Consider the following 22,565-nt stretch of genomic DNA (forward strand, 5'->3'; position numbering starts at 1 on the left):
CGGGGCCCTCAGCGCGGACTGCTGCCGATCTCTCGGTCCGGTGCGTCCTCGCACGACGCCTCGGCGGACTGCGAGCCCGCGCCCTGCGGCGCGGTCGGCTGTGGCCGCGGTGGCGGCTGGGCCGGGTCCGGCTCCGCCGCCTTCGGGTCGGGGGCGGGGACGACGCGCGCCTTGCTCTCCAGGAAGGCCGCCACCGAGGTACCGACGAGCGTGGCGAGGAACAGGCCGCTCTGGTACGGCAGATGGCTGAGCAGGAGGCCGCCGGCGCCCGCGATGAGCCCGATGAACAGCGCGCGGCGGGTGGTGAAGGAGGAGACGACCAGCCCGATGTACGAGGCGTAGACCGCGAAGTCCAGGCCCCACGAGCTGAGGTCGGCGAGGGTCTGGCCGAAGATCCAGCCGCAGAGCGTGGCGAGGTTCCAGGCGACGTAGATGGCGACGGCGTTGCTCAGCACGTACCAGCGCCGGTTGTCCTGCTCGGGCGCGGGTTCGCCGAACCGCTTGGCCGCGAGGGCGTAGACGGCGTCGGTCATGCCGAAGGCGATGGCCGCGCGCCAGAACACGGGCATGGGCCGTACGTACGGCGAGAGCGCGGCGGAGTAGAAGACGTGCCGCAGGTTGATCAGCAGGACCGTCATGACGGTCAGCGGCCAGGCGGCACCCGAGGTGATCATGCCGAGGCCGATCATCTGGGCGGAACCGGAGTTGACCACCAGGCTCATCAGCATGGTGTTGACCACGTCCAGGCCCTGCGCCTCGGCGAGCGCGCCGAACAGCAGGCCGAACGGCACCGCGCCGATGATGACGGGGACGGCGGCCAGGGCGCCTTGCAGTGCCTCACCCCCGCGGCTGTGTCGGGGCAACATCAATTCGACCTCGTTCCGGAGGGAGGGCGGAGCTGGTTCACAGCGCGAACTTGGTGACCATGAAGCCGGCCATGGCGACCGCGAACACCAGGAAGAAGGCGTCCCGCTTGAAGGCACCCACCGTGAACCCGCAGACGGCCCCCACCAGGTACGGGGCGACCGTCTTCGGGTCGCCGGCCTCCCCGGCCAGCACCACCGACGGGACGATGATCGCCATCAGCACCGCCGGCATCACGTAGGGCAGGGTGCTGCGGATCCGGGTGGGCAGGTGCTCGGGGCCGATCGGTCCGAAGAGTGCGTAGCGGACGGCGAACGTCACCGCCCCGCAGAGGATGATGGTCAAGGGGGTCATCAGAATCTCGCCTTGGTCAGAAGGAGAAGTCGGCGGCCTCGAGGACCCGCCCGGGTCCTTCGGCCGCCTCCGGCAGGACCGGAGCGTGCGGGTCGAGCGACAGTTCGCGGAGCGCGTCGAGGACGCGGTCCAGCAGGAAGGCGGCGGAGGCCCGTTCGAACAGGGCCGTGGAGTACTCCAGTTCCAGCGTGAAGCGGTCCGGCTTCTGCCAGGCCTGGAGGTTGAGGTCGAAGCGGCAGGTCCCCGGGTGCGGCAGTGAGAGCGTCGCTCTGCGGCCGTGCTTGCGGAAGCTGTGGAAGTCGATGTCCTGCAGGGCGAAGAACACGTCGAACAGGGCGTTGCGGCTCAAGTCCCGCGGCAGGTCCAGCCGTTGCACGAGGTCGACGAACGGGTACTCCTGGTGGTCCAGGGCGTCCCGGTGCTCCGCCCCCAGGTCCCGCAGCAGGTCGACCAGGCCGGCGCCCGTGCGCGGTCGGGCGCGCAGGACCACCGTGTTGACGAACATGCCGACCACGGATTCGAGGTCCGGGTGCGGCCGGCCGCCCATGGGGCTCCCGACGGCGATGTCCCGCTGCCCGCTCAGCCGGGCGAGCGCCGCGGTCCAGGCGGTCAGCAGCACGGCGAAGGGGGTCAGCGACTCCCGGGCTGCCACCGCCCGTACGTGGGCGGTGTCCTCGGGAGACAGGTCCACCGTCACCACGGCGCCCGCCGTCGACCGCAGCGCGGGGCGCGGCCGGTCCGTCGGCAGGTCCAGCGGCGGTACCGGGTCGGCGAACTTGGCCAGCCAGTACCGTTCGGCCTCCTCCGCCTCCGGGGCGCGGGTGCGGGCGTCGGCCCATTCGGCCGCGGCGGCGTAGTCCACCGCCGGGGCGTCCGGTTCGAAGCCCGCGTAGAGCTCGAAGAGCTCGTCCACCAGGAGCCGCAGCGAGATCCCGTCGAAGACGATGTGGTGGACGTCGAGGTGGAGCACGTCCTCGCCGGAGGGATGCCGTTCGAGGAGTGCCCGCAGCAGGGGCGGTTCGCCGAGGTCGAAGGGCCTGACCCAGTCGGGGGCCGCGCCGTCGACGATGGTGAGTTCGGCGGTCGCGGTGTCCTCCGCCCGCCGTACGACGCCTCCGGCCTCCGTCGTGAACCGGCTCCGCAGGGCGTCGTGCCGGGCGATCAGCCGGTCGAGCGTCGCGCGCAGGCGGTCGGGATCGAGCGGGCCCCCCGCTTCCACCCGGACCGGGATGTTGTAGACGAGGCTGTCCGGATCGAGCTGCCAGAGCGCGTGGAGGGCCCGCTGCTGCGGGTGGAGCACGCCGCTTCCGCCGGCGGCCGGGATCGGCGCCAGCCCGGTGGCGGCCGCCCCCGCGACCGCACGGGCCATGGCGCCGAGGGTCCGGGCGGCGAAGAGGTCGCCGAAGCCGAGCCGTACGCCGGGGTCCCGGGCGAGGCGGCCGATGAGGGCTCCGGTGGCGATGGAGTTCCCGCCGAGTTCGTAGAAGTCGTCGTCGAGGCCGAACGCTTCCGCATCCAGGCCCAGTACGTCGGCCCAGTGACGGGCCAGTGTCAGCTCGTCGGGGGTGGCCGGGGCCGCTCCGGCACCGCTCCGCAGGGGCGGCGGGGGCAGGAGCGAGCGGTCGACCTTGCCGTTGGCGTTCAGGGGCAGCCGGTCCACCGGTACCAGGTGGGCCGGGCACATGTACGACGGGAGCCGCCTGCGCAGCACGTCCAGGACGGCCTGCCGGTCGTGCCCGGGGGCGAGCACGACGTGGCTGACGAGCTGTTTGGCGCCGCCGGGGCCGACGTCGACGCCGGTGTGGCTGTCGGTGAGACCGGGGATCTCCAGCAGCGCGTTGTCGATGTCGCCGAGTTCGATGCGGTGTCCGCGGATCTTGACCTGGCTGTCCGTCCGGCCGTGGAAGGAGAGGACGCCGTGGGCGTCGCTGCTCACGAGGTCGCCCGTGCGGTAGTGGCGCACGCCGTCCACCAGGACGAACTTCTCGGCCGTCAGCTCGGGGTTGCCGAGGTAGCCCCGGGCCAGGCCGGTGCCCGCCGTGTAGAGCTCGCCGATCTCCCCGGCGGGAACCGCCCTGCGGTCGGCGTCGAGGACGGCGACGGTCGTCCCGCTGATGGGGCGGCCGATCGGGATGGACGTCTCGTAGGTCCGCTCGACGGGGAAGACGGTGGTGAAGGTGGTGTTCTCGGTGGGGCCGTAGCCGTTCAGCACGCGCAGGGCCGGATGGGTCCGGCGCACGAGGTTGACGTGCCGGCAGGAGAGCACGTCACCGCCGATCAGGAGGGTCCGCAGTCCGGCGAAGAGGCTGACGTCCTCGTCCACGAGCTGGTTGAACAGCGGGGAGGTGAGCCACAGGACGGTGGTGCCCGCGTCCTGCAGGGCCGCCTTGAGGAGCGCGGGCGTCAGCAGCACGTCCTGGTCGACGATCTGGAGGGCGGCGCCGTTGAGCAGCGCTCCCCAGACCTCGAAGGTGGCGGCGTCGAATTCGAGGGCGCCGGTCTGCAGGAACCGCTCGTCCGCGGAGAACGCGAAGTAGTCCGCGTCCCGTACCAGGCGTACGACACCGGCGTGCTCGACCATGACGCCCTTGGGGCGGCCGGTGCTGCCCGAGGTGTACATCACGTAGGCCAGCGGCGACCCGGAGGCACCGGCGGGCCGGTGGGGCGCAGTACGGGGCGCGGAGACGGGCGGGGCCGGAGCGGGCGGGACGGGGGCCGGAGCGGGCGGGACCGGGGAGTCGAGCTCGCCGAGTTCACGGACGGCGGTTCCGTCCGGCGCGACCCGCGCCAGGGACTCCCGCAGGCCGGTGCCGCACAGCACGACGGGGGCCCGAGAGTCCCCGAGGATGCGCGCGATGCGCTCTTCGGGATAGGCGGGGCTCACGGGCAGGTAGGCGGCTCCGGCCAGCACGGTCCCGAGCATGGCGACGACGGCGTCGGCGGAGCGGTGGAAGGCGATGGCGACGAGCGTCTCCTCGCCGACGCCGAGCGCGGCGAGACCGTCGGCCACCGCGGCTGCACGCGCGTGGAGTTGGCGGTAGGTGAGCCGTTCGGCGCCGTGGGCGAGGGCCGGCGAATCCGGAGTGCGCTCGGCCTGCGCGGTGAACAACTCGTCAAGCCGGGCCGGAGAGTTCGATGTGGTGGGCATTCTCGACTCCTTACCCCTGGGCGAATTCGGCGACGGGGGCGGCGACTTCCCGCAGCGGCTCGAACGTTCCGATGTCGCCGTAGTGCATGCGGACCCAGCCCTCGTCGTAGACGGTGTCGAGGTACCGCTCACCGAAGTCCGGAGATATGGCGACCGCGCGGGCGTCGGGGCGCTCGGTGCGGAGCCGCTGCCAGGCGCCGTGGAGCACGGTGCCGGTCGAGCCGCCGAAGAGGAAGCCCCGGCCGGCGAGGAAGCGGCACATCCGGATCGTGTCCGCCTCGTCGACCATCACGACTTCGTCGATGACGCGCCGGTCGGCGATGGCGGGCGGCTGGCTCGACCCCAGTCCGGGGATGAGCCTGCGTCCGGGCGGGCCGCCGAAGGTGATGGACCCGGTGCTGTCGACGGCGACCACCCGGGCGGGGTGGCCGATCGCCTTGAGGTAGCGGGCACAGCCCACGAGGGTCCCGGTGGTGCCGGCGCCGACGAACAGGAACTCCAGGTCCGGGTAGTTCCGGATGATCGCCGGGCCGGTGGTGTCGTAGTGGGCGCGCCAGTTGTTCTCGTTGGAGTACTGGTTGAGCCAGACGAGGTCCGGGTCGGCGGCGCAGGCGTCCTGGACGTACCGGATCCTGCTGCCCAGGAAGCCGCCGTTCTCGTCCGGGTCCGAGACCAGGACGACCTCGGCGCCGAGCGAGCGCATGAGGTGGACGTTCCGCTCGTTGCACCGGATGTCGGTGACACAGACGAACCGGTACCCCCGGTCGGCGGCGATCGCGCTGACGGCAATGCCGAGGCTGCCGGAAGAGGACTCGATGATCGTGGAACCCGGCTTCAGCCTGCCGTCTCGTTCGGCCGCCGATATCATCGCAGCCGCCGCTTTGGCTTTGACCGATCCGAAGAAATTGAATCCTTCACACTTCAGCGAAAGATTGTGCCCCAGAGCGGGGTGAAGGTCGACGAATATCTCATCGAGAATGAGGTCCTGCGGTGCCCTGACCTCAACGCCGGAATAGCTCTGATGAGCCTGTGAAATCATAAAGTGATTCCTAAAGATATCCACCGATATCACTCGGCAGACGACAGTCCTGCGCCATTATTCGAGGAAAACCACTACCGGAATGCAATGACGGGGTAAAACCAGCCTGATGGCCGATCGCGGGTGCTGCGATGCGGATGAGCGCACCGAGCCATGACGGTCGCGGGCCACGTGGAGAGACGGTAGCGGACACAAGACGCAAAGGCCAGCGCACACTATTGGAGGAATCTCCAATGAGGGGAGGGTCACACTCGCGACCCCAAATGCCGGAGATCCTGGCTTTGAGATCTTTGGGAACGCTTGTGCCGCTATGCCGCCGGAGAGAACGCGCAGGTGCGGCTTGAAATCACCCCCCGCACACAGGGGCCCAGGCCGGGGCATCTGCGGCAGATCGACCGCCGGCGCGACCGGTCTACGCGAGTAGTTTCATGGGGAAACTAATGGCAAAACGGACTTCCGTGACGAATAATTCAAAAAGATCTTACGGTCGCACCGCGCACCGGGTGGCGAATACGAGCCACCGCCCGTCTCATTTTCGGCGGCGTGAATTGAGCGCCCCTTCGCTCGTCTGAGAACGCCGTGTTTCCTATCGGAACCGTATGTTCCGAGTCAATGAATCCCCGCCTCGCCCGCGCGGCGGGGAGCCCGTCTCAGGCGACGCGCGCGTCCGCCCTCCGGTCCGATTGCGCGCGTCGGTACGCGGCGGTGCGGGGCGGTGAGGGCGGTGCGCGGACGGCGGCCCACCCGCGGAGCACGTCGAGCCGGGGAGAGCGCGTCGAGCCGGGCGGCCGGGAAAAGCCATTGCCCCGCGATCCCGCGCCGGGAGAGGCTCGCCACCATGGCACAGAGCACCGGACCCGCCCCGCACGCATCCCGCACACCGCACGGAGTCGGCGACCTCTTCTCCGCCGACGGCCGCCTCATCGCGATTCCCCGCAAGGTCGCGCGCCGCCAACAGGTGCTGACGCACCTCGCGGAGACCCTCTTCGCGGTCGGACGGGAGTACACGGAGCCGGAGGTGAACGACGCCCTGCGCACCGTGCACGATGACTGCCCGGCACTCCGGCGCTACCTCATCAACGCGGGCCTGCTCACCCGGACCCGCGACGGCGGCAGCTACCGCCGGGCAGCCTAGGCCGTCTCTTCGGAACTTGCCGGGCCCTCGGCGGCCACTCGCCGCGGCGCCCTCGGGAGTGATGCCCGGACCACCGGTCCGGGCATCTCCGTGTCTGCGGGCCGGACACGCACGTCCGGCGCGCCGTGCCCCGGGCGCCGGGCGCCGGGCGCCGGGTGCCGGACAGCGGCGCCGGCACCGGCGGGCCGCCGGGCGTTCAACACGTTCAACAGGCTGCCCCGGCCCGTCCCGTTGCCCCGCAGGGGCCGGCGGGGTTGACAGTGACGGGATCGGTCCGCCGGTCCGGGCGCGCCACCGGCGTCAGCGGGACGCCTGGACAGCGGTACCGAATTCAACCTTTAGGGCGACACACCGATGGCCCAGCGGCCGTAACGTTTCTTCCTTCGCGCCCCTGAACTGCACCGATGGCGCCGCGCCGCGCGCCCCGCACATCCGTTCCCTCGTGCAGCCGCACCGCCCGTGATCTTGACCCGCCCTACAGTCGTGCCGCTCCCCCAAGATCACTCCTGAGAGACGTGCGTGACTTCCCCCTTGCCTTGCGCAGAAGACCAGTTGGCACCCTTCCTCACCCGGCCGGCACCGTCGGCGGCGGTGTTGGAGGGCATCGCCGGGTACGTCCCCGCGGGTGTGGTCGCCAACGCCGGACTCCCCTCCGCCTGGGGCATCGACGACGCCTGGGTGCACCGCCGTACCGGCATCCGCGAGCGGCGGCGGGCCGGACCCGGCGTCTCCACCGGCGACCTCGCCCTCGAAGCGGGCCGCCGGGCCCTGACCGTGGCGGGCGGCGCCCCCGTGGACACGGTGCTCGTCGCCACCTCCACCCCGGACCGGCCGATGCCCGCCATGGCTCCTCGACTGGCGACCCGGCTCGGCCTCGGCGGCGCGGCGGCCTGGGACGTCAGCGCCGCGTGCAGTGGCTTCGTGTACGGGCTGGCGACGGCCGCCGGAGCGCTGCTCTCCGGGTGCGCGGACCGGGTCCTGCTCGTCGCGGCCGAGGTGTACTCCACCCTCCTCGACCCCGACGACCGCTCCGCCGGCATCGTCTTCGGCGACGGCGCCGGGGCCGTGGTCCTGCGCCGCGGCCGGCTGGGCGAGCCCGGCAGCGTCCTCGCCTTCGACCTCGGCAGCGACGGCGCGGGTGACGAGCTGATCGAGGTCCGCGGGGGCGGCGCACGGGAGCGGGCGGCGCCGGCCGCCTACGGACCCGGCGACCTGTACTTCCGCATGCGGGGCCGTGAGGTCTTCCAGCACGCCGTGACCCGCATGACCCAGTCCTCCCGGACCGTCCTCAAGCACGCGGGCTGGTCGCCCGAGGACGTGGACCGCTTCTGCGCCCACCAGGCGAACGCCCGCATCCTGACCGCCGTCGGCGAGCGGGTCCCGATCCCGGGGCCGCGCCACGTGACCAACATCGAGCGGGTCGGCAACACCGGCGCCGCCTCCATCCCCCTCGCCCTCGCCGACGCCGCCTCCCGCGGTGAACTCCACTGCGGTGAGCGGGTGTTGCTCACGACCTTCGGTGCCGGACTCACCTGGGGGTCGGCGGCCGTCCTCTGGCCGGAGCTCGGCCGCCCGGTCCCCGGCGTCGAGCCGGCCTCCTGAGCGCCCGCACGACCGACCCCGCACGACACCACCCCGACACCACCCCGTCACGACCTCTCCCTCCCTCTCCTCCCCCCTCCTCACCGTCCCGGAAGGACGTACCGCCATGCCCCCTGTCCAGACCGTCGTCACCGCCGTACTCACCGAGAAGTTCGAGGTGGCCCCGGAGAGCGTCCTGCCCGACGCCACTCTCGAAAGCCTCGACCTGGACTCCCTCGCCCTCGCCGAACTCGCCCTCGCGCTCCAGGAGGAGCTCGGCGTCAAGGTCGAGGAGCACGAGGCCGCCAAGCGCACCACCATCGGCGAGCTCGTGGCCGCGCTCCACGCCAAGCGGGCCGAACGGGACGCCCTGTGACCGCTGTTCCGCGTCAGGGCGCCGTCACCGTCACCGGCCTGGGCATGATCACCCCGGCCGGTGCGGGGCGGGAGGCCACCTGGGCGGGCGTACGTCGGGGCCGCTCCACCGCCGCCACCGATCCCGAACTCAAGGGCTGCCCGGTCGACTTCTCCTGCCGGATCCCCGCCCTCACCCCCGAGCAGGGCCGGATCGGCGGTGGCAAGGCCTGGCGGATGGGCCGCTTCACCCAGCTCGCCGTCCTCGCCGCACGCGAGGCGGTCGCTGATGCCGGCCTGGACCCGTCCTCCTGGGAGGGTGCCCGCGTCGCCGTCGTGATCGGCTCCGGGCTGGCCGGGGCGGCCCACCTGGAGACCCAGACCCTGCGCCACCACCAGGGCGGTCCCGACCTGGTGTCCCCCTCGCTCGTCCCGATGCTCATCCCCAACATGGCCGCCGGGGAGGTGTCAGCGGACCTGCGCGCCCACGGCCCCTCCCTGGCCACCGAGACCGCCTGCGCCTCCGGGGCGACCGCCCTGGCCGTCGCCCGCGACCTGCTGCTCTCCGGCGCCTGCGACATCGCGGTGGCGGGCGGTGCGGAGGCCGCCGTCACCCCGGTGGTCACCACCGGGTTCGCCCGGATGGGCGCGCTGTCCGGCCGGACCGACACACCGGAGCTCGCCTCCCGGCCCTTCGCCGCGGACCGCGACGGCTTCGTGATCGCCGAGGGGGCCGCCGTACTCGTACTGGAACGCACGCGGGACGCGGCGGCCAGGGGGCGGCGAGGCTACGCGCAGCTCGCCGGGGCGGGCCTCACCTCGGACGCCCACCACCCGACCGCCCCGGCGCCCGGCGGGGAGTACGCCGAGGCAGCGCTGCGCTCGGCCCTGGCGCAGGCCGGCCTGTCCCCGGCCGACGTCGACCACGTCAACGCCCACGGCACCTCCACCCCCCTCAACGACAGCGCCGAGGCCGCGCTCATCGCCCGTGTCCTGCCGCACGGGCCCAGCGTCACCGCGCCCAAGGGCGTCCTCGGGCACAGCCTGGGCGCCGCCGGGGCGGTCGAGGCGGCGCTCACCGCACTGACCATCCGGGACGGGCGCGTCGCACCCGTCGCCAATCTCACGGCCGCCGGAGCGGCCGGTGGCGGTCACGCCATCGACTGCGTCACCGGCGCCGAGCGCGAGCAGCAGGTGGGCGCCGCGGTCAGCCACTCGTTCGGCTTCGGCGGGCACAACGTGGTGCTCGTGCTCACCGCCCCCTGAGCCCCCACGCCACCTCCCCCGTCCCCTCCACCACGAAAAGGCCCCGCACCCTTGGCCGTTCACAGCGCCATCGTCCACGCCACCGTCCACGTGCCCGAAGAGCGGCAGAGCGTCGCCGCGGTGGAGGACCGCTTCCGCGCGAGCAGCCCCGGCGTCCCGCTGTCCCGGGGCGTGCTCCAGCACATGTACGGGCTGGCCCAGCGCACCGTGGCCCCGCCCGAGGAGCAGCCGTCCGACCTCGCCGTCCAGGCCGCGCGGACCCTGCTCGACGAGACCGGCACCCGTCCCGGCGACGTGGACCTGCTCCTGTACGCCGGCATCCTCGCCGACATGGAGGAGCCCGCCACCGCGCACGTGGTGGCGGCCAAACTCGGCCTGGGATGCCCGGTGTTCGACCTGAAGAACGCCTGCAACGGGGTGCTCAACGCGCTGGAGGTGGCCGACGCGCTCATCCGCGCCGGTCAGTACCGGCGGGTCCTGGTCACCAGCGCCGAGGTGAGCACCCGGGAGAGCCGCTGGAGCGTGACCGACCCGGGCGAGGTGCTGAACGCGCTGCCGAGCCTGAGCACGGGCGACATGGGTTCGGCCGTCCTGGTGGCGAAGAGCGGCCGGCCGGGCATCCTCGGGTCCCGCTTCTTCGCCAACTCCTGGGGCTGGGAGGCCGCGACGCTGCCCAACCCGTACGCCAACCACCGCCGGATGGGGCAGCTGGAGATCGACTCGGCGCAGCTGGTGGCCTCCTTCGACGGGATGCCGGCGAAGGTGCGCGGCGCCGTCGCCGACATGGGGGTGTCGGTGGACGCGTTCGACCTGGTCTGCGTCCACCAGCCGTCCGTGCCGTTCACCCGCATCGCCTGCGACTGGGTGGGGGTGGACCCGGACCGCATCCTCGTCACCTTCCCGGCGCACGGCAACGTCGCCACCAACACCATCCCGCTCCAGCTGGCCACGGCCCTGAAGTCGGGGCGGCTGGGTGCGGGCGACCTGGTCGGCATGTTCGGGTTCGCCAGCGGCGCGAGCGCCGGCGTCGTCGTCTGCCGGTGGTGAGCCGATGACCGGAACCCACCCCCGCGCCGTACCCGCAGGCCCCGCCGCACCCGGGGACCCCTCCGCGACCGCACCTGCACCCGCACCCGGAGAGCCCGTACGCCCCGAGTCCCCCGTCGGCCCGGCGCGTCCCGCGCGTCCCGCGCCACCCGCGCCACCCGCGCCACCCGCGCGCATCGTGCCCCTGCCGCCCGAGCAGTGGCCGGCGCAGTTGCGCGACGTCCTCGCGGCCTCCCACAAGGACGGTCCCGGCCGCGTCAACCTCTTCGGGACGCTCGCGCACCATCCCGCGCTGGCCCACGCCTGGCTGGCCCTCGCCCGGGTCCTCACCCACGAGGGGACCCTGACGGACCGCCACCGCGAGCTGGTCGTCCTGCGCACGGCCCACCGCCGGGGCGGCACCTTCGTCTACGAACGGCACCGCGCGGTCGCCGGGGACGCCGGGCTCACCCCGTCGGAGACCTCGGCCACCGCCGCCGCCCCGTCCTCGCACCCGTGGGCCGCGGACGACCTCGCCCTCCTGGAGGCATGCGACGTACTGGCCGACGGAGCGCCGGTCCCCCAGCCCCTGTGGGACCGGCTCGCCGGCGCCCTGCGCCCCGACCAGCTGATCGAGCTCCTGCTCCTCGCCGGCCAGTGCGCCACCATGTGCGCCACGCTCGGCGCCCTCCACACCCCGCCCGACGGCGGCCGAACCCCCTCCGGATGAGATCCGCCACCATGACGACGACCACCGCCCCGAGCGCGCTCTCCCTCCCCGCCCCGTACGGAAGCTGCCCCTACGACCCGCCGCCCGGCTACACGGCGGCGGCGGCCCGGGGACCCGTCAGCCGGTCCGTCCTGCCCGACGGCTCCCCGTGCTGGCTCGTCACCGGCCACGAGGAGGTCCGCGCCGTGCTGGCCGACGCGCGCTTCAGCGCCGACGCCCGTACGCCCGGTTTCCCCTTCCTCTCGCCCGGCCAGCGTCAACTGGCCACCGCGCAGCCGAGTTTCATCCGCATGGACGATCCCGAGCACGCGCGGCTGCGCCGCATGGTCGCGAAGGACTTCCTGACCCGCCGGGTGCGGGAGATGCGCCCCCGCATCCAGGAGGTGGTGGAGTCGGCGGTGGACGCCATGACGGCGGACGGCCGGCGCCGCGCCGATCTCGTGGGGGACTTCGCCCTGCCCGTTCCCTCGCTGGTCATCTGCCTGATGCTGGGAGTGCCGTACGAGGACCACGGACTGTTCCAGTCCCTCAGCCGCACCATGCTCGACAACACCACCGGACCCGAACGGGCCTCGGCGGCGCACCGGGAGCTGATGGGCTACCTCGCGCGGCTCGCGGAACTGAAGCGCGACACCCCCGGGGACGACATCCTCAGCCGGCTCGCGGCCCGGCCGGACCTGACCCCGCAGGAGACGGCCTCGCTCGGCTTCATGCTCCTGATCACCGGCCACGAGAGCACCACCAACATGGCCGCCCTGTCCGTCCTCGCCCTGTTGCGCAGCCCGGACCAGGCCGCGCTGCTGCGGGCCGATCCGGGCCTGGTGCCGGGCGCCGTCGAGGAGTTGCTCCGCTACCTGACGATCATCCACCTGGGCCTGGGCCGGGCGGCCAGGGAGGACGTGACGGTGGGCGGTGCGGAGATCCGGGCCGGCGAGGGGGTGATCTGCATGCTGTCCACCGCCAACCGGCAACCGGAGCTGTTCGCCGCCGGCGCGCCGGATGGGGCGTGCCCCGCCGGGCTGGACGTCACCCGCGACGCCCGCCGCCACCTGGCGTTCGGACACGGGGCGCACCAGTGCCTGGGTCACACACTGGCGCGGGTCGAGCTCCAGGTCGTCCTGGAGACGGTGCTGCGCCGGCTGCCGGGGCTGCGGCTCGCCGTGCCGGAGGACCGGCTGGTCTTCCAGCGCGACACCATCGTCTACGGACTGCGGGAGCTCCCCGTCGCCTGGTGACGGGGAGCTCTGCACGGCCTCAGGCCGGGGTGGTTCCCGGACGCCTGCGGCGGACCAGCGCCCAGCCGGCCGCCGTGAGCACGACCGCGCCGCCCGCGAGGGACGCCACGGCCGTTCCGGTGGAGGCGAGCGCGCCACCGGCGGGCGTGGTGCCGGCACCGCCGACGGAACCGCCCGCCGAACCGCCGCCCGCCGAACCGCCGCCCGCCGAATCGCCGCCGACCGAACCGCCCGAGCTGCCGGAGCCGTCCGACCCGCCCGCCGTCGACGCGCCGCCGACGCTGTCCGTCCCGCCGGTGGATCCGGCGCCGCCGGTGACCGCGTCACCGCCCGTACCACCCGTACCGCCGGTGCCTCCGGTACCGGCGGAGGTTCCCGTGCCGCCGGTGCCTCCCGTGGTTCCCGTACCGCCGGTCGTCGGGCCGCCGCCGGTCGTCGTCCCCTCCGCCGGCGTCACCGTCAGCGTGACGGGGGTGGTGCGGCTGGTGCCGCCGGCGTTGTGGAACTCCGCCCGGAAACGCTTCCCGTTGTGGGCGGCCCCGGCCGTGAAGGCGTACGTCGGCGCGGTCGCGCCCGGTACCGGTGCCCAGGTCCGGCCCCCGTCGGCGCTGACCTGCCAGGCGACCCCGGGCGCCGGGGTCCCCTCGGCCCGCGCGGTCAGCGAGACCTCGGCCCCCTCGGCGACCGACTGGTCGGTGGGCCCCCGCACGATCGTCGGGGACACGGACCGTTCCAGCCTGGTGATCCGGCCCTCGGCCGGGTCGGTCGCGAAGACCGCGCCGGCGCCGGGCTCGACGGCGAGCGACGCCGACCCCGACTGGAGGTGGTTCCCCGGCAGTACGACCGGCTTCGCCACCTCGCGCAGGTCAGCGGAGCGGTGCACGGTGAGGGTGCCGCTGTTGTCGCTGCCCGGCTGCGAGGTGTCGCCCGCGTCCTGCCACACCACGAACGCCTCGCCCGTGACCGCGTCGAACCGCGCCGCCCGGGGCATGTCGTCGCCCTTCCGCGTGCCCAGCCGCCCGCCCGCCGCGTCGTGGACCACGACGGAGGTGTCCAGTCCGACCCAGACCGCGCCGGTTGCGGGGTCCACCTCGGTGAACCCGCCGAAACCCTCGCCCGCGGGGAGTTCGACGGTGGCGGCCACGGTGAAGGAGGCGGTGTCGACCCGGTACATCCGGCGGTTGCCCAGGTCCGTGAACCAGACGGCCCCGCGCGCCGCGTCGAGGGCGAACTCCTCTCCTCCGTCCAGCGTCAGGGTGCGCTTGACCGCCGCCGTCGCGATGTCGACCTCCGACAGGACGGAGCCCTGCGCGACCAGCACCGTCCCGGGCGTGACCCCCGGCGCGGCGTCGGTGACGGTCCCTCCGGGCACCCACGCGCCCGCCGCGGCGGCGTCGCCTTCCTTCGCGGTGCCGATGCCGCGCAGCGGGTAGGCGAAGACCACGCCGTCACCGGGCAGCGGGGAGATCAGCTGCCGGACCGGGCGCCGGCTGAGCGTTCCCGTCGCCCCGGGGGCCTGGCTCACCGTGCCGCGCAGCCGGCCGTCCCCCGGATCCAGGACGTGGAGCCCGCTCTCGTTGACGTCGGCGGTGTCCGCCAGGTCCTCCGAACCGACGTACAGCTTCTTCGAGTCCGGGTGCAGCATCAGGTCGCGGGGCTTGCCCGCGGTGGTGAACTGCGCGGCCGCCCGGTACGCGACGGTGCCCTGCGGCACGTCGACGCCCTCGCCGCCGCCGTACGGGGTGGTGAGCCGTCCGGCGTGCGCGTCGCCCCCGGGGACGATCCACCGCGAGGCCTCGGCCGTACCGGACGGGCCGGCGGTCCGGCCGGAACCGGCGGCGTTCGCCGCGCTGCCGGCAGCCGCGGAGACCGAGGCGAGCACGAGCACGAGCACCGCGGAGGCGGCGCCCGCGCGGGCGGGCGTGCGGGGGTGGTGGAGTGTCATGGCGTCCTCGTCGACGGGGCCGGGACCCGCGCCGGCGCGCGGGTCCCGGCGGGCGGCACGGGCCGGGGGCTCAGTTGAAGGTCACCGGGACGTGGACGTCGTACGTGCGGTTCGAGGAGTTGAAGTGGTCGGCGCGCGTGACGACGGCGCACTCGACCGTGTCGCCGCAGACCTGGCCGTTGCCCAGGTCCGCCTTGACGTGGATGGTGACGGTGAAGGTGCCGCCGGCGCCGAACTTCGAGGTGTTGGGCAGGGTGCCGCCGAAGGAGTTGTTGATCCAGTGCGAGGCGCCGGTGGTGCCGGCCTGGTCCGAACCGCCCAGACACGGGGTCGGCTTGTTCGCGCCCTGCGCCCCGTTCACCGCGCAGAGGCCCACGTATATGCCCTTGGCCGTGTTGAAGCCGCTGCCGGTGACCGTGACGTTCTGTCCCGCCGTGGCCGCGGTGCCGGGCGCCGTGACGCCGAGGTGGTAGGTCGCGCCGTCGGTGACCGTGCGCGTGGAGGTCGCGGCGGACGCGGAACCGGCGACGCCGAGGGCGAGCGCCACGGCGGCCGAGGTGGCGACGGTCGCACGGAGGGCGGTGCGGGACAGGAGGGCAGCACGCATCACAGGAACACCTTTCAGGTGCGGGAGGTGAGCAAGAACTGAGGTAAGGCTAACCTAAGATCGATCAAGGTTGAACCCCTCCTTCGCGCCGCTCCGCGCATGGGCCGCCCACCTGCGTGGACGTCAAGTCCATGACCTGCCAAGCGAGTTGCCGAATGCCGCACCGGATCCCCCGTGGACGACACCCGGCGTCCGCTCACACCCGGTCAATTGGGCACGGTTTCCGGACAACCCGCGGGCCGGGGAGCGGGGACGTGGTCGGATGTTCGCTTCGGTGGTATTCGGCGAGTGCGAGGCGCGAGATGACGACCACGACCGAGGAGCCCTTCCGCGCCCTCCTGGAGGCAGCGCCGGACGCGATGGTGATCGTGGACGACGCAGGGACGATCCGGCTGGTGAACGCACAGACGGAGGCCCTGTTCGGCTACTCCCGGCAGGAACTCCTGGGCCGGCCCATCGACGTCCTCGTCCCCGAGCGCTTCCGGGGACACCACCCGCAGCACCGGACGGGGTACGCGGCCAGCCGCCAAGTACGCCCCATGGGCGCCGGACTGGAGCTGTACGGGCTGCGCCGCGACGGACGCGAGTTCCCGGTCGAGATCAGCCTCAGCCCGCTGGAGACCGCCGACGGCCTGCTCATCTCGGCGGCCGTACGCGACGTCAGCGAACGCCGGGCGGCGGAGGAGCTGTTCCGCGCGCTCCTGGAAGCCGCCCCCGACGCGATGGTGATCGTCGACGACCGGGGCACGATCCGGCTCGTCAACGCCCAGACGGAGGCGCTCTTCGGCCACACCCGGGCGGACCTCCTGGGGCAGCCCGTCGAAGTGCTCGTACCGGAGCGGTTCCGCGGGCACCACTCCGCCTTCCGGCAGGGCTACTTCGTCAACCGCCAGGTCAGACCCATGGGCGCCGGGCTGGAACTGCACGGCCTGTGCGGCGACGGGCGCGAGTTCCCGGTCGAGATCAGCCTCAGCCCCCTGGAGACCTCCGACGGCACGCTCGTCTCCGCGGCCATCCGCGACGTCAGCGACCGCAAGGCCGCCGAGGAGAAGCTCGCCGAACTGTACGAACAGCAGCGGCACGTGGCCCTCACCCTGCAGCGCAGCCTCATGGGCTCACCGCCCGAGGTCCCGGGCATGCCGACGGCCAGCCGGTACTTCCCGGCCCGGCAGGGCGCGGGGGTGGGCGGCGACTGGTTCGACCTGATCCCGCTGGGCGGCGGCCGCGTGGGCGTCATGATCGGCGACGTGATGGGACGCGGGCTGGAAGCCGCAGCCGTCATGGGACAGCTCCGCTCCGCGTCGCACGCCCTGGCCAAGACCGGGATGCCGCCCTGGCAGCTGATGCGCGCCCTCGACGCCGTGGTCAGCGAACTCCCGGACCAGTTCGTCACCTGCTGCTACCTGGTGGTGGACGCGGACGCCGCGGAGCTGACCGTGTGCTCGGCCGGACACCTTCCGGTCCTCCTGGCCACCCCGGACGGGCACGTGAGCCGGCTCCCGGTGGACGTCAGCGTGCCGCTCGGCGTCGGCGAGGTCCCGCACGACGAGAGCCGCCACACCGTGGAACCGGGCTCGGTGCTCGCCCTCTACACGGACGGGCTCGTCGAAACGCCGGGCAGCGACATCGAGGAGCAACTCGACATCCTCTCGGCCGCGTTCGAGAAGGCGTTCGACAAGGCGCCGGCCGACGCGGGCGGTCTCGGATCGATGGCCGACGCCGTCCTCGGCGAGATGCTGCCCGACGCGGACGAGAACACCGACGACGTCACCCTGCTGCTCGTGCGCGTCCCCGACTCGCCGGTGACCTCGCAGACCGTGGTGCTGGCCCCGCTTCCGAGCAGCGTCGGCGAGGGGCGGCGGTTCCTGCGCTCCACCCTCGCCGCGTGGGGCACCGGGGACGACCAGCTGTGCGATACGGCGTGCCTGCTCGCGTCCGAGCTCCTCTCCAACGCGGTCAACCACAGCAGCGGACCGGTCCGGCTGCGGCTTCGCCAGGCGGGCCGGGAACTCAGCATCGAGGTGTGCGACGGCAGCCCGGTCCTCCCCCAGGCGCGGTTCGCACCCCCGGACGCCGAGTCCGGCCGGGGCCTGCTCCTCGTCGACTCCCTCGCCGCCTCCTGGGGCACGCTGCCCACGGCGGAGGGCAAGGCCGTCTGGTTCTCCCTGCCCCTGCCCGCCCCGCGCCGGACCACGTGACGGGGGCGGGGCGGGGACGGCGGGCCGCCGGGCGTCAGCCCCGGTACGTCTCCAGCAGGCGCAGCCAGACCTCGCTGATCGTGGGGAAGGCCGGAACCGCGTGCCACAGGCGCTCGATCGGGACCTCCGCCGCGACCGCGATCGTCGCCGCGTGGAGCAGTTCGGCCGCTCCCGGGCCGACGAAGGTGGCGCCCAGGAGGACCTCGCGGTCCAGGTCGACGATCATCCGGGCCCGGCCGCGGTAGCCGTCCGCGTACAACCCCGCGCCGGAGACCTTCGACAGGTCGTAGTCGACGGCGCGCACCCGGTGGCCCGCCCGCTCCGCGTCGGCCAGGGAGAGGCCCACGGCCGCGGCCTCCGGGTCGGTGAAGACCACCTGCGGCAGCGCCTGCGTGTCGGCGGTCGCCACGTGCGCGCCCCAGGGGGCGGCGTCCAGCGGGTCTCCCGCCGCGCGGGCCGCGATCGCCGCGCCCGCGATCCTGGCCTGGTACTTGCCCTGGTGGGTGAGCAGCGCCCGGTGGTTGACGTCCCCGACGGCGTACAGCCAGTCGTGGCCCGGCACCCGGCAGCCGTCGTCGACCCCGATCCACTGCCCGGCGGGCAGCCCCACCGTGTCCAGGCCGATGTCCTCCGTCCGCGGCGCGCGGCCCGTCGCCACCAGCAGCTCGTCGCCCTCCAGCCGCTCGCCGCCCTTCAGCACGACGGTGACGGGCCCGGTGGAACCGTCCCGTTCGACCGACTCGACGGACACGCCCGTACGGACCTCCGCGCCCGCCTCGCGCAGCGCGTCGGCGACCAGCTCACCGGCGAAGGGCTCCATCCGCGGCAGCAGTCCCGCCCCGCGCACCAGCACCGTCACCCGGGACCCGAGCGCCTGCCAGGCGGTGGCCATCTCGGCGGCCACCACGGACCCGCCCACGATCAGCAGCCGCCCGGGCACCTCCCGCGCGGAAGTCGCCTCGCGGGACGTCCAGGGACGCGCATCGGCCATCCCGGGCAGGTCGGGGACGAGCGCCCGGGTGCCGGTGGCGACGACCACCGCGTGCTTGGCGGACAGCACGTGGTGCTCGCCCTCCGGGCTGGTGACGGCGACCTTCCGGACGCCGTAGAGCCGGCCGTGGCCCCGGTACACGTGCGCGCCGATGGAATCGAGCCAGTCGATCTGACCCTCGTCCTTCCAGTCGCCCGTCCAGTAGTCGCGGTGCGCGAACACCGCCGCCGCGTCCAGCGGCCCCTGCACGGCCCCGGCCAGCCCCGGCACCCGGCGGGCGTCCGCCCGGGCGAGCGCCGGGCGCAGCAGCGCCTTGCTCGGGACGCACGCCCAGTACGAGCACTCCCCGCCCACGAGCTCGCTCTCCACCACCGCCGTGCTCAGCCCGGCGGCGCGGGTCCGGTCGGCGACATTCTCGCCGGCCGGACCCCCGCCGAGGACCACGACGTCGTACTCCACCGCTTCAGTCATACGGACCAGTGTCACCGCTGGTCGGGCGCCGCGTCACGCACTCAGGCCTCCGGCGTGCCGGACCCCTGGCCGTCCGCGGCGCCCGCGCCCCGGGCGGCCTGCTGCTCCTCGGCGATCTTGGCCCGTACCTCGTCCATGTCGAGCGCGCGGGCCTGCCCGATGATGTCGGTGAGGGCAGCCTCCGGCAGGGCGCCGGGCTGCGCGAAGATCGCCACCTGGTCGCGGACGATCATCAGCGTCGGGATCGAGGTGATGTCGAACGCGGCGGCCAGCTCCTGCTGCGCCTCGGTGTCGACCTTGGCGAAGACCAGGTCCGGGTGGGCCTCGGAGGCCTTTTCGTAGACCGGGGCGAACGCCAGGCACGGCCGGCACCAGCCCGCCCAGAAGTCGATCAGCAGGAACGGGTTCTCGCTGACCGTCTGGTCGAAGTTTTCCTTGGTGAGCTCGACTGTAGCCACGGTGTCCAAACCTCCTGATGAGAGCCGTCTGCCTGCTTGAACGAACGACCCGCCCGCATCATTCCGCCCGGGGTCGACACCCCCTAGAACGGGTGGTCCGCCGGACTCGTGCGGGCCGTGGTCCAGCGCAGTTCCGTGAAGGCGTCCAGGTTGGCCTCGCCGCCGAAGCGGGCGCCCGTTCCCGACGCGCCGACCCCGCCGAAGGGCGCCACGGCCTCGTCGTTCACCGTCTGGTCGTTGACGTGCGCGATCCCGGTCGGGATGCGTCCGGCCAGCTCCAGCCCGCGCCCCGCGTCGCGGGTCACGATGCCGAGGGAGAGGCCGTAGGGACCGGTCGAGGCCAGCTCCACCGCCTCCTCCTCGGTCGCGAAGGACCGCACGGGCGCGACGGGACCGAAGACCTCCTCGGCGTACGCGGGGGTGTCGTCCCCGACCCCCGCCAGCACGGTGGGCCGGTAGAAGAGCTCCCGGTGGGTGCCGCCCGCGACGAGCTTGGCCCCCCGCGCGGTGCTCGCCTCCACCAGGGCGTGTACGCGTTCCACCTGGCGCCGGTCGATCAGCGGACCGAGGTGCACCTGCTCGCGGTACGGGTCGCCCACTGCCAGGGCCTCGGCGCGCGCGACGAGCCGCTCGACGTACTCGTCGTACAGCGAGGCGTGGACGAGGTGGCGTCCGGCGGTCATGCAGATCTGACCCTGGTGGAAGAAGGACCCCCAGGAAGCCTGCGCCACGGCCGCCTCGACGTCGGCGTCGCGCAGGACGACGAGGGCGGAGTTTCCGCCCAACTCCAGGTGGGCGCGCTTGAGGTGACGTCCCGCCAGCTCACCCACCGTCCGGCCGGCCGCGGTGGACCCGGTGAACGACACCACGCGTACCCGGGGGTCGGCGACCACAGCGGCGCCGGTCTCGGCGCCTCCGGGCAGGACGTGCAGCAGCCCGCCCGGCAGGCCGGCGGCGGCGAAGACCGCGGCGAGGGCCAGACCGCCCGACACGGCGGTGCGGCGGTCCGGCTTGAGCAGGACGGCGTTGCCGAGAGCCAGCGCGGGCGCGACCGAGCGGATCGACAGGATGAGCGGGGCGTTGAACGGCGCCACGACCCCGACCACCCCGGCCGGCACCCGGCGGGTGAACGACAGCCGGGGTGCCTCGCTCGGCAGCACCTGTCCGGTCGGGCGCGAGGCCAGGGCGGCGGCCTCGTAGCACTCCTGGGCGGCGACGTGCAGTTCGAAGGCCGCCTTGCCGGGTATCGACCCCGATTCGCGTACCAGCCACTCCCCCAGCTCGTCGGCGTGGGTGGTGAACAGGTCCCCGGCGCGGCGCAGTACCGCGGCCCGCTCCAGGTGGATGGTGCGGGACCAGTCCCGCTGGGCGGCCCCGGCCCGTACGGCGGCCTCGGCCACGTCGGCCGGGGCGGCGAGCTCGAAGGTGGCGAGGGTGCGGCCCGTGGCGGGTTCCACGACGGGGGCGGCGCCGCCGGTGAGGGTGGGTCCGTCCTGCCAGAGCGTCGGATCGAGGAGCGGCATGGCGCGGGGCCTCCGGTGGGGATGGTCGGGGCGGGGGGCGGCAGCACGCGCCATCGTGTCAGACCCGGGGCTCCACTTCTGTTCAGTTATTGGGCAGTTGACCCGGGCACGTGACCGGAAACGATCGCGACCCGCGACCCGCGACCCGGGCGCCGGTTCGGCGCCGGTGGTCGCGGCGCCGGTTCAGAGCCTGCGGCGCCGGTTCAGGGGCTGCGGCGCCGGCGCCCGTTCGAGGCCCGGCGCCGGTGACTGCCCCGAGGGCCCCGGGCGGCTCAGCGTTCCAGGACCAGGGCGATCCCCTGGCCGACGCCGATGCACAGCGCCGCCATGCCCGTACCCGACCCCGCCGCCGCCAGCTGGTGGGCGACCGAACCGGCCAGCCGGGCCCCCGAGGCGCCGAGCGGGTGGCCGATCGCGATGGCCCCGCCGCGCGGGTTGACGACGGCGGGGTCCAGCTCGGGCCACTCGGCGAGGCAGCCCAGCGCCTGCGCCGCGAAGGCCTCGTTGAGCTCCAGGACGGAGAGGTCCGCCAGACCGCGGCCGGCCTTCTCCAGGGCCCGCCGGACGGCCTCCACCGGGCCGAGCCCGAACAGCTGGGGCTCGATCCCGGTGACCGCCGACGCGCTGATCCGCGCGAGCGGCTCGCGCCCGGTGGCCGCGAGGCCCGCCTCGTCGGTCAGCAGGAGGGCGGCCGCGCCGTCGTTGAGCGGGGAGGCGTTGGCGGCGGTGACCGTGCCGGAACCGTCCGTCCGGAAGGCCGGCTTGAGCCGGGCCAGCGCCTCCGGCGTGGACCCCTCCCGCACGCACTCGTCGCGCGCCAGGTCCACCCCCGCGTACGGGACGACCTCGCCGTCGTAGAGCCCGCCGGCCCAGGCCGCCGCGGCCTTGCGGTGGCTCTCCAGGGCGAAGGCGTCCTGCGCCTCGCGGGTGATGCCGTACTTCTCGGCGATGAGTTCGGCGCCCTCGCCGAGCGAACCGGTCCACTCGGCGGGCATCCGCGGGTTCGTCATGCGCCAGCCGAGGGTGGTGGACCACATCTGCTGGTGACCGGCGGGGTAGGCCCGCTCGGGCTTCTGGACCACCCAGGGGGCCCGGCTCATCGACTCGACGCCGCCGGCGATGGCGACGGAGGCGTCACCGAGGGCGATCGCGCGCGCGGCCTGGATCACGGCTTCGAGACCGGATCCGCAGAGCCGGTTGACGGTGACGCCGGGGACCGTCACGGGCAGCCCCGCGAGCAGCACCGCCATCCGGGCAACGTCGCGGTTGTCCTCGCCCGCGCCGTTCGCGTCACCGAAGACCACGTCGTCGATGCGCGCCGGGTCGAGGTCGGGCGTACGGTCCACCAGGGCCCGGACCACGCGGGCGGCGAGGTCGTCCGGCCGGACTCCGGCGAGGGCCCCGCCGAACTTGCCGATCGGGGTGCGGACGGCGTCGACCACGTAGACGTCGCGGACGGTGCGGCTGCTCATGGGGGCTCTCCTGGGCGGATCCGGACGGACAGGCGGGTGGAGCGGGGCCGGAGCCGGGTGGCGCGGCACGCGGTGCCTTCGTGGGTACCGGGGCGCACGGCCGGGTGCGCCCGGTGGGGCGCGCCCGCAGTCTCCGTCCGCACGTCACCGCCTGTCAACGGCCTCCGG

Annotated in this window: 18 protein-coding genes; 8 read left to right on the forward strand and 10 right to left on the reverse strand. The window is 73.8% G+C overall.

What is annotated here, in order from left to right; all coding sequences use genetic code 11:
• Positions 1-8 precede the first annotated feature (8 nt).
• The 4 genes from ACZ6S8_RS23295 to sbnA are packed head-to-tail and all read right to left on the reverse strand — an operon-like array spanning position 9 to position 5,405.
• The gene (locus tag ACZ6S8_RS23295; RefSeq protein ID WP_469458625.1) at positions 9-866 is read right to left on the reverse strand and encodes an AzlC family ABC transporter permease; all 858 of its coding nucleotides are present in this window, start codon (positions 864-866) and stop codon (positions 9-11) included.
• Between the two features lie 37 nt (positions 867-903).
• The gene (locus ACZ6S8_RS23300; protein WP_469458627.1) at positions 904-1,218 is read right to left on the reverse strand and encodes an AzlD domain-containing protein; all 315 of its coding nucleotides are present in this window, start codon (positions 1,216-1,218) and stop codon (positions 904-906) included.
• A 16-nt stretch (positions 1,219-1,234) separates the two neighbouring features.
• Positions 1,235-4,366, reverse strand: a complete 3,132-nt coding sequence (locus ACZ6S8_RS23305) for an amino acid adenylation domain-containing protein (protein WP_469458629.1) — start codon at positions 4,364-4,366, stop codon at positions 1,235-1,237.
• A 10-nt stretch (positions 4,367-4,376) separates the two neighbouring features.
• Complete coding sequence (gene sbnA / locus ACZ6S8_RS23310) at positions 4,377-5,405, reverse strand: 2,3-diaminopropionate biosynthesis protein SbnA (protein ID WP_469458630.1); 1,029 nt, start codon at positions 5,403-5,405, stop codon at positions 4,377-4,379.
• Positions 5,406-6,243: 838 nt separating this feature from the next.
• Between sbnA and ACZ6S8_RS23315 the strand changes: the two genes are divergently transcribed.
• The 7 genes from ACZ6S8_RS23315 to ACZ6S8_RS23345 all read left to right on the forward strand — a co-directional run bounded on the left by ACZ6S8_RS23315 (position 6,244) and on the right by ACZ6S8_RS23345 (position 12,732).
• The gene (locus tag ACZ6S8_RS23315) at positions 6,244-6,540 is read left to right on the forward strand and encodes a DUF2087 domain-containing protein (protein ID WP_469458632.1); all 297 of its coding nucleotides are present in this window, start codon (positions 6,244-6,246) and stop codon (positions 6,538-6,540) included.
• Positions 6,541-7,092: 552 nt separating this feature from the next.
• Positions 7,093-8,142: a beta-ketoacyl-ACP synthase 3 gene (locus ACZ6S8_RS23320; protein ID WP_469458634.1), complete on the forward strand. Its 1,050-nt coding sequence runs from the start codon at positions 7,093-7,095 to the stop codon at positions 8,140-8,142.
• A 106-nt stretch (positions 8,143-8,248) separates the two neighbouring features.
• Positions 8,249-8,497: a phosphopantetheine-binding protein gene (locus ACZ6S8_RS23325; RefSeq protein WP_469458636.1), complete on the forward strand. Its 249-nt coding sequence runs from the start codon at positions 8,249-8,251 to the stop codon at positions 8,495-8,497.
• The gene (locus tag ACZ6S8_RS23330; RefSeq protein ID WP_469458638.1) at positions 8,494-9,741 is read left to right on the forward strand and encodes a beta-ketoacyl-[acyl-carrier-protein] synthase family protein; all 1,248 of its coding nucleotides are present in this window, start codon (positions 8,494-8,496) and stop codon (positions 9,739-9,741) included. The genes ACZ6S8_RS23325 and ACZ6S8_RS23330 overlap by 4 nt, the downstream gene beginning before the upstream one ends.
• A 51-nt stretch (positions 9,742-9,792) precedes the next feature.
• A complete protein-coding gene (locus ACZ6S8_RS23335) occupies positions 9,793-10,788 on the forward strand; it encodes a 3-oxoacyl-ACP synthase III family protein (protein ID WP_469458640.1) in 996 nt (331 codons plus the stop codon).
• Between the two features lie 178 nt (positions 10,789-10,966).
• Positions 10,967-11,497, forward strand: a complete 531-nt coding sequence (locus tag ACZ6S8_RS23340; RefSeq protein WP_469458642.1) for a carboxymuconolactone decarboxylase family protein — start codon at positions 10,967-10,969, stop codon at positions 11,495-11,497.
• 11 nt (positions 11,498-11,508) lie between these two features.
• Positions 11,509-12,732, forward strand: a complete 1,224-nt coding sequence (locus tag ACZ6S8_RS23345) for a cytochrome P450 (protein WP_469458644.1) — start codon at positions 11,509-11,511, stop codon at positions 12,730-12,732.
• A 19-nt stretch (positions 12,733-12,751) separates the two neighbouring features.
• Here ACZ6S8_RS23345 and ACZ6S8_RS23350 read toward each other — a convergent pair whose 3' ends face one another.
• Positions 12,752-14,677 carry a hypothetical protein gene (locus ACZ6S8_RS23350; protein ID WP_469458645.1) on the reverse strand — a complete coding sequence of 642 codons (1,926 nt, stop codon included), beginning with the start codon at positions 14,675-14,677 and terminating at the stop codon, positions 12,752-12,754.
• Positions 14,678-14,747: 70 nt separating this feature from the next.
• Positions 14,748-15,284, reverse strand: a complete 537-nt coding sequence (locus ACZ6S8_RS23355; RefSeq protein ID WP_469458647.1) for a hypothetical protein — start codon at positions 15,282-15,284, stop codon at positions 14,748-14,750.
• A gap of 302 nt (positions 15,285-15,586) precedes the next feature.
• On the opposite strand from ACZ6S8_RS23355, the gene ACZ6S8_RS23360 reads away from it, so the two are divergent.
• Positions 15,587-17,482: a PAS domain S-box protein gene (locus ACZ6S8_RS23360; RefSeq protein ID WP_469458649.1), complete on the forward strand. Its 1,896-nt coding sequence runs from the start codon at positions 15,587-15,589 to the stop codon at positions 17,480-17,482.
• 34 nt (positions 17,483-17,516) lie between these two features.
• Here ACZ6S8_RS23360 and ACZ6S8_RS23365 read toward each other — a convergent pair whose 3' ends face one another.
• The 4 genes from ACZ6S8_RS23365 to ACZ6S8_RS23380 all read right to left on the reverse strand — a co-directional run bounded on the left by ACZ6S8_RS23365 (position 17,517) and on the right by ACZ6S8_RS23380 (position 22,397).
• The gene (locus ACZ6S8_RS23365) at positions 17,517-18,944 is read right to left on the reverse strand and encodes a dihydrolipoyl dehydrogenase family protein (RefSeq protein WP_469458651.1); all 1,428 of its coding nucleotides are present in this window, start codon (positions 18,942-18,944) and stop codon (positions 17,517-17,519) included.
• A 41-nt stretch (positions 18,945-18,985) separates the two neighbouring features.
• The gene (locus ACZ6S8_RS23370) at positions 18,986-19,402 is read right to left on the reverse strand and encodes a thioredoxin family protein (RefSeq protein ID WP_469458653.1); all 417 of its coding nucleotides are present in this window, start codon (positions 19,400-19,402) and stop codon (positions 18,986-18,988) included.
• An 83-nt stretch (positions 19,403-19,485) separates the two neighbouring features.
• On the reverse strand, positions 19,486-20,925 hold the full coding sequence (locus ACZ6S8_RS23375; protein WP_469458655.1) for an aldehyde dehydrogenase family protein: 1,440 nt from the start codon (positions 20,923-20,925) through the stop codon (positions 19,486-19,488).
• A 272-nt stretch (positions 20,926-21,197) separates the two neighbouring features.
• A complete protein-coding gene (locus tag ACZ6S8_RS23380; protein WP_469458657.1) occupies positions 21,198-22,397 on the reverse strand; it encodes a thiolase family protein in 1,200 nt (399 codons plus the stop codon).
• Positions 22,398-22,565: the final 168 nt, after the last annotated feature.

Source organism: Streptomyces sp. NPDC048461 (assembly GCF_055587105.1).

Bases quoted from the DNA above. Each gene is read 5' to 3' on its own strand.
- ACZ6S8_RS23295 (WP_469458625.1), bottom strand. From the start codon at position 866: ATGTTGCCCCGACACAGCCGCGGGGGTGAGGCACTGCAAGGCGCCCTG.
- ACZ6S8_RS23300 (WP_469458627.1), bottom strand. From the start codon at position 1,218: ATGACCCCCTTGACCATCATCCTCTGCGGGGCGGTGACGTTCGCCGTC.
- ACZ6S8_RS23305 (WP_469458629.1), bottom strand. From the start codon at position 4,366: ATGCCCACCACATCGAACTCTCCGGCCCGGCTTGACGAGTTGTTCACC.
- sbnA (WP_469458630.1), bottom strand. From the start codon at position 5,405: ATGATTTCACAGGCTCATCAGAGCTATTCCGGCGTTGAGGTCAGGGCA.
- ACZ6S8_RS23315 (WP_469458632.1), top strand. From the start codon at position 6,244: ATGGCACAGAGCACCGGACCCGCCCCGCACGCATCCCGCACACCGCAC.
- ACZ6S8_RS23325 (WP_469458636.1), top strand. From the start codon at position 8,249: ATGCCCCCTGTCCAGACCGTCGTCACCGCCGTACTCACCGAGAAGTTC.
- ACZ6S8_RS23345 (WP_469458644.1), top strand. From the start codon at position 11,509: ATGACGACGACCACCGCCCCGAGCGCGCTCTCCCTCCCCGCCCCGTAC.
- ACZ6S8_RS23350 (WP_469458645.1), bottom strand. From the start codon at position 14,677: ATGACACTCCACCACCCCCGCACGCCCGCCCGCGCGGGCGCCGCCTCC.
- ACZ6S8_RS23355 (WP_469458647.1), bottom strand. From the start codon at position 15,284: ATGCGTGCTGCCCTCCTGTCCCGCACCGCCCTCCGTGCGACCGTCGCC.
- ACZ6S8_RS23360 (WP_469458649.1), top strand. From the start codon at position 15,587: ATGACGACCACGACCGAGGAGCCCTTCCGCGCCCTCCTGGAGGCAGCG.
- ACZ6S8_RS23365 (WP_469458651.1), bottom strand. From the start codon at position 18,944: ATGACTGAAGCGGTGGAGTACGACGTCGTGGTCCTCGGCGGGGGTCCG.
- ACZ6S8_RS23375 (WP_469458655.1), bottom strand. From the start codon at position 20,925: ATGCCGCTCCTCGATCCGACGCTCTGGCAGGACGGACCCACCCTCACC.
- ACZ6S8_RS23380 (WP_469458657.1), bottom strand. From the start codon at position 22,397: ATGAGCAGCCGCACCGTCCGCGACGTCTACGTGGTCGACGCCGTCCGC.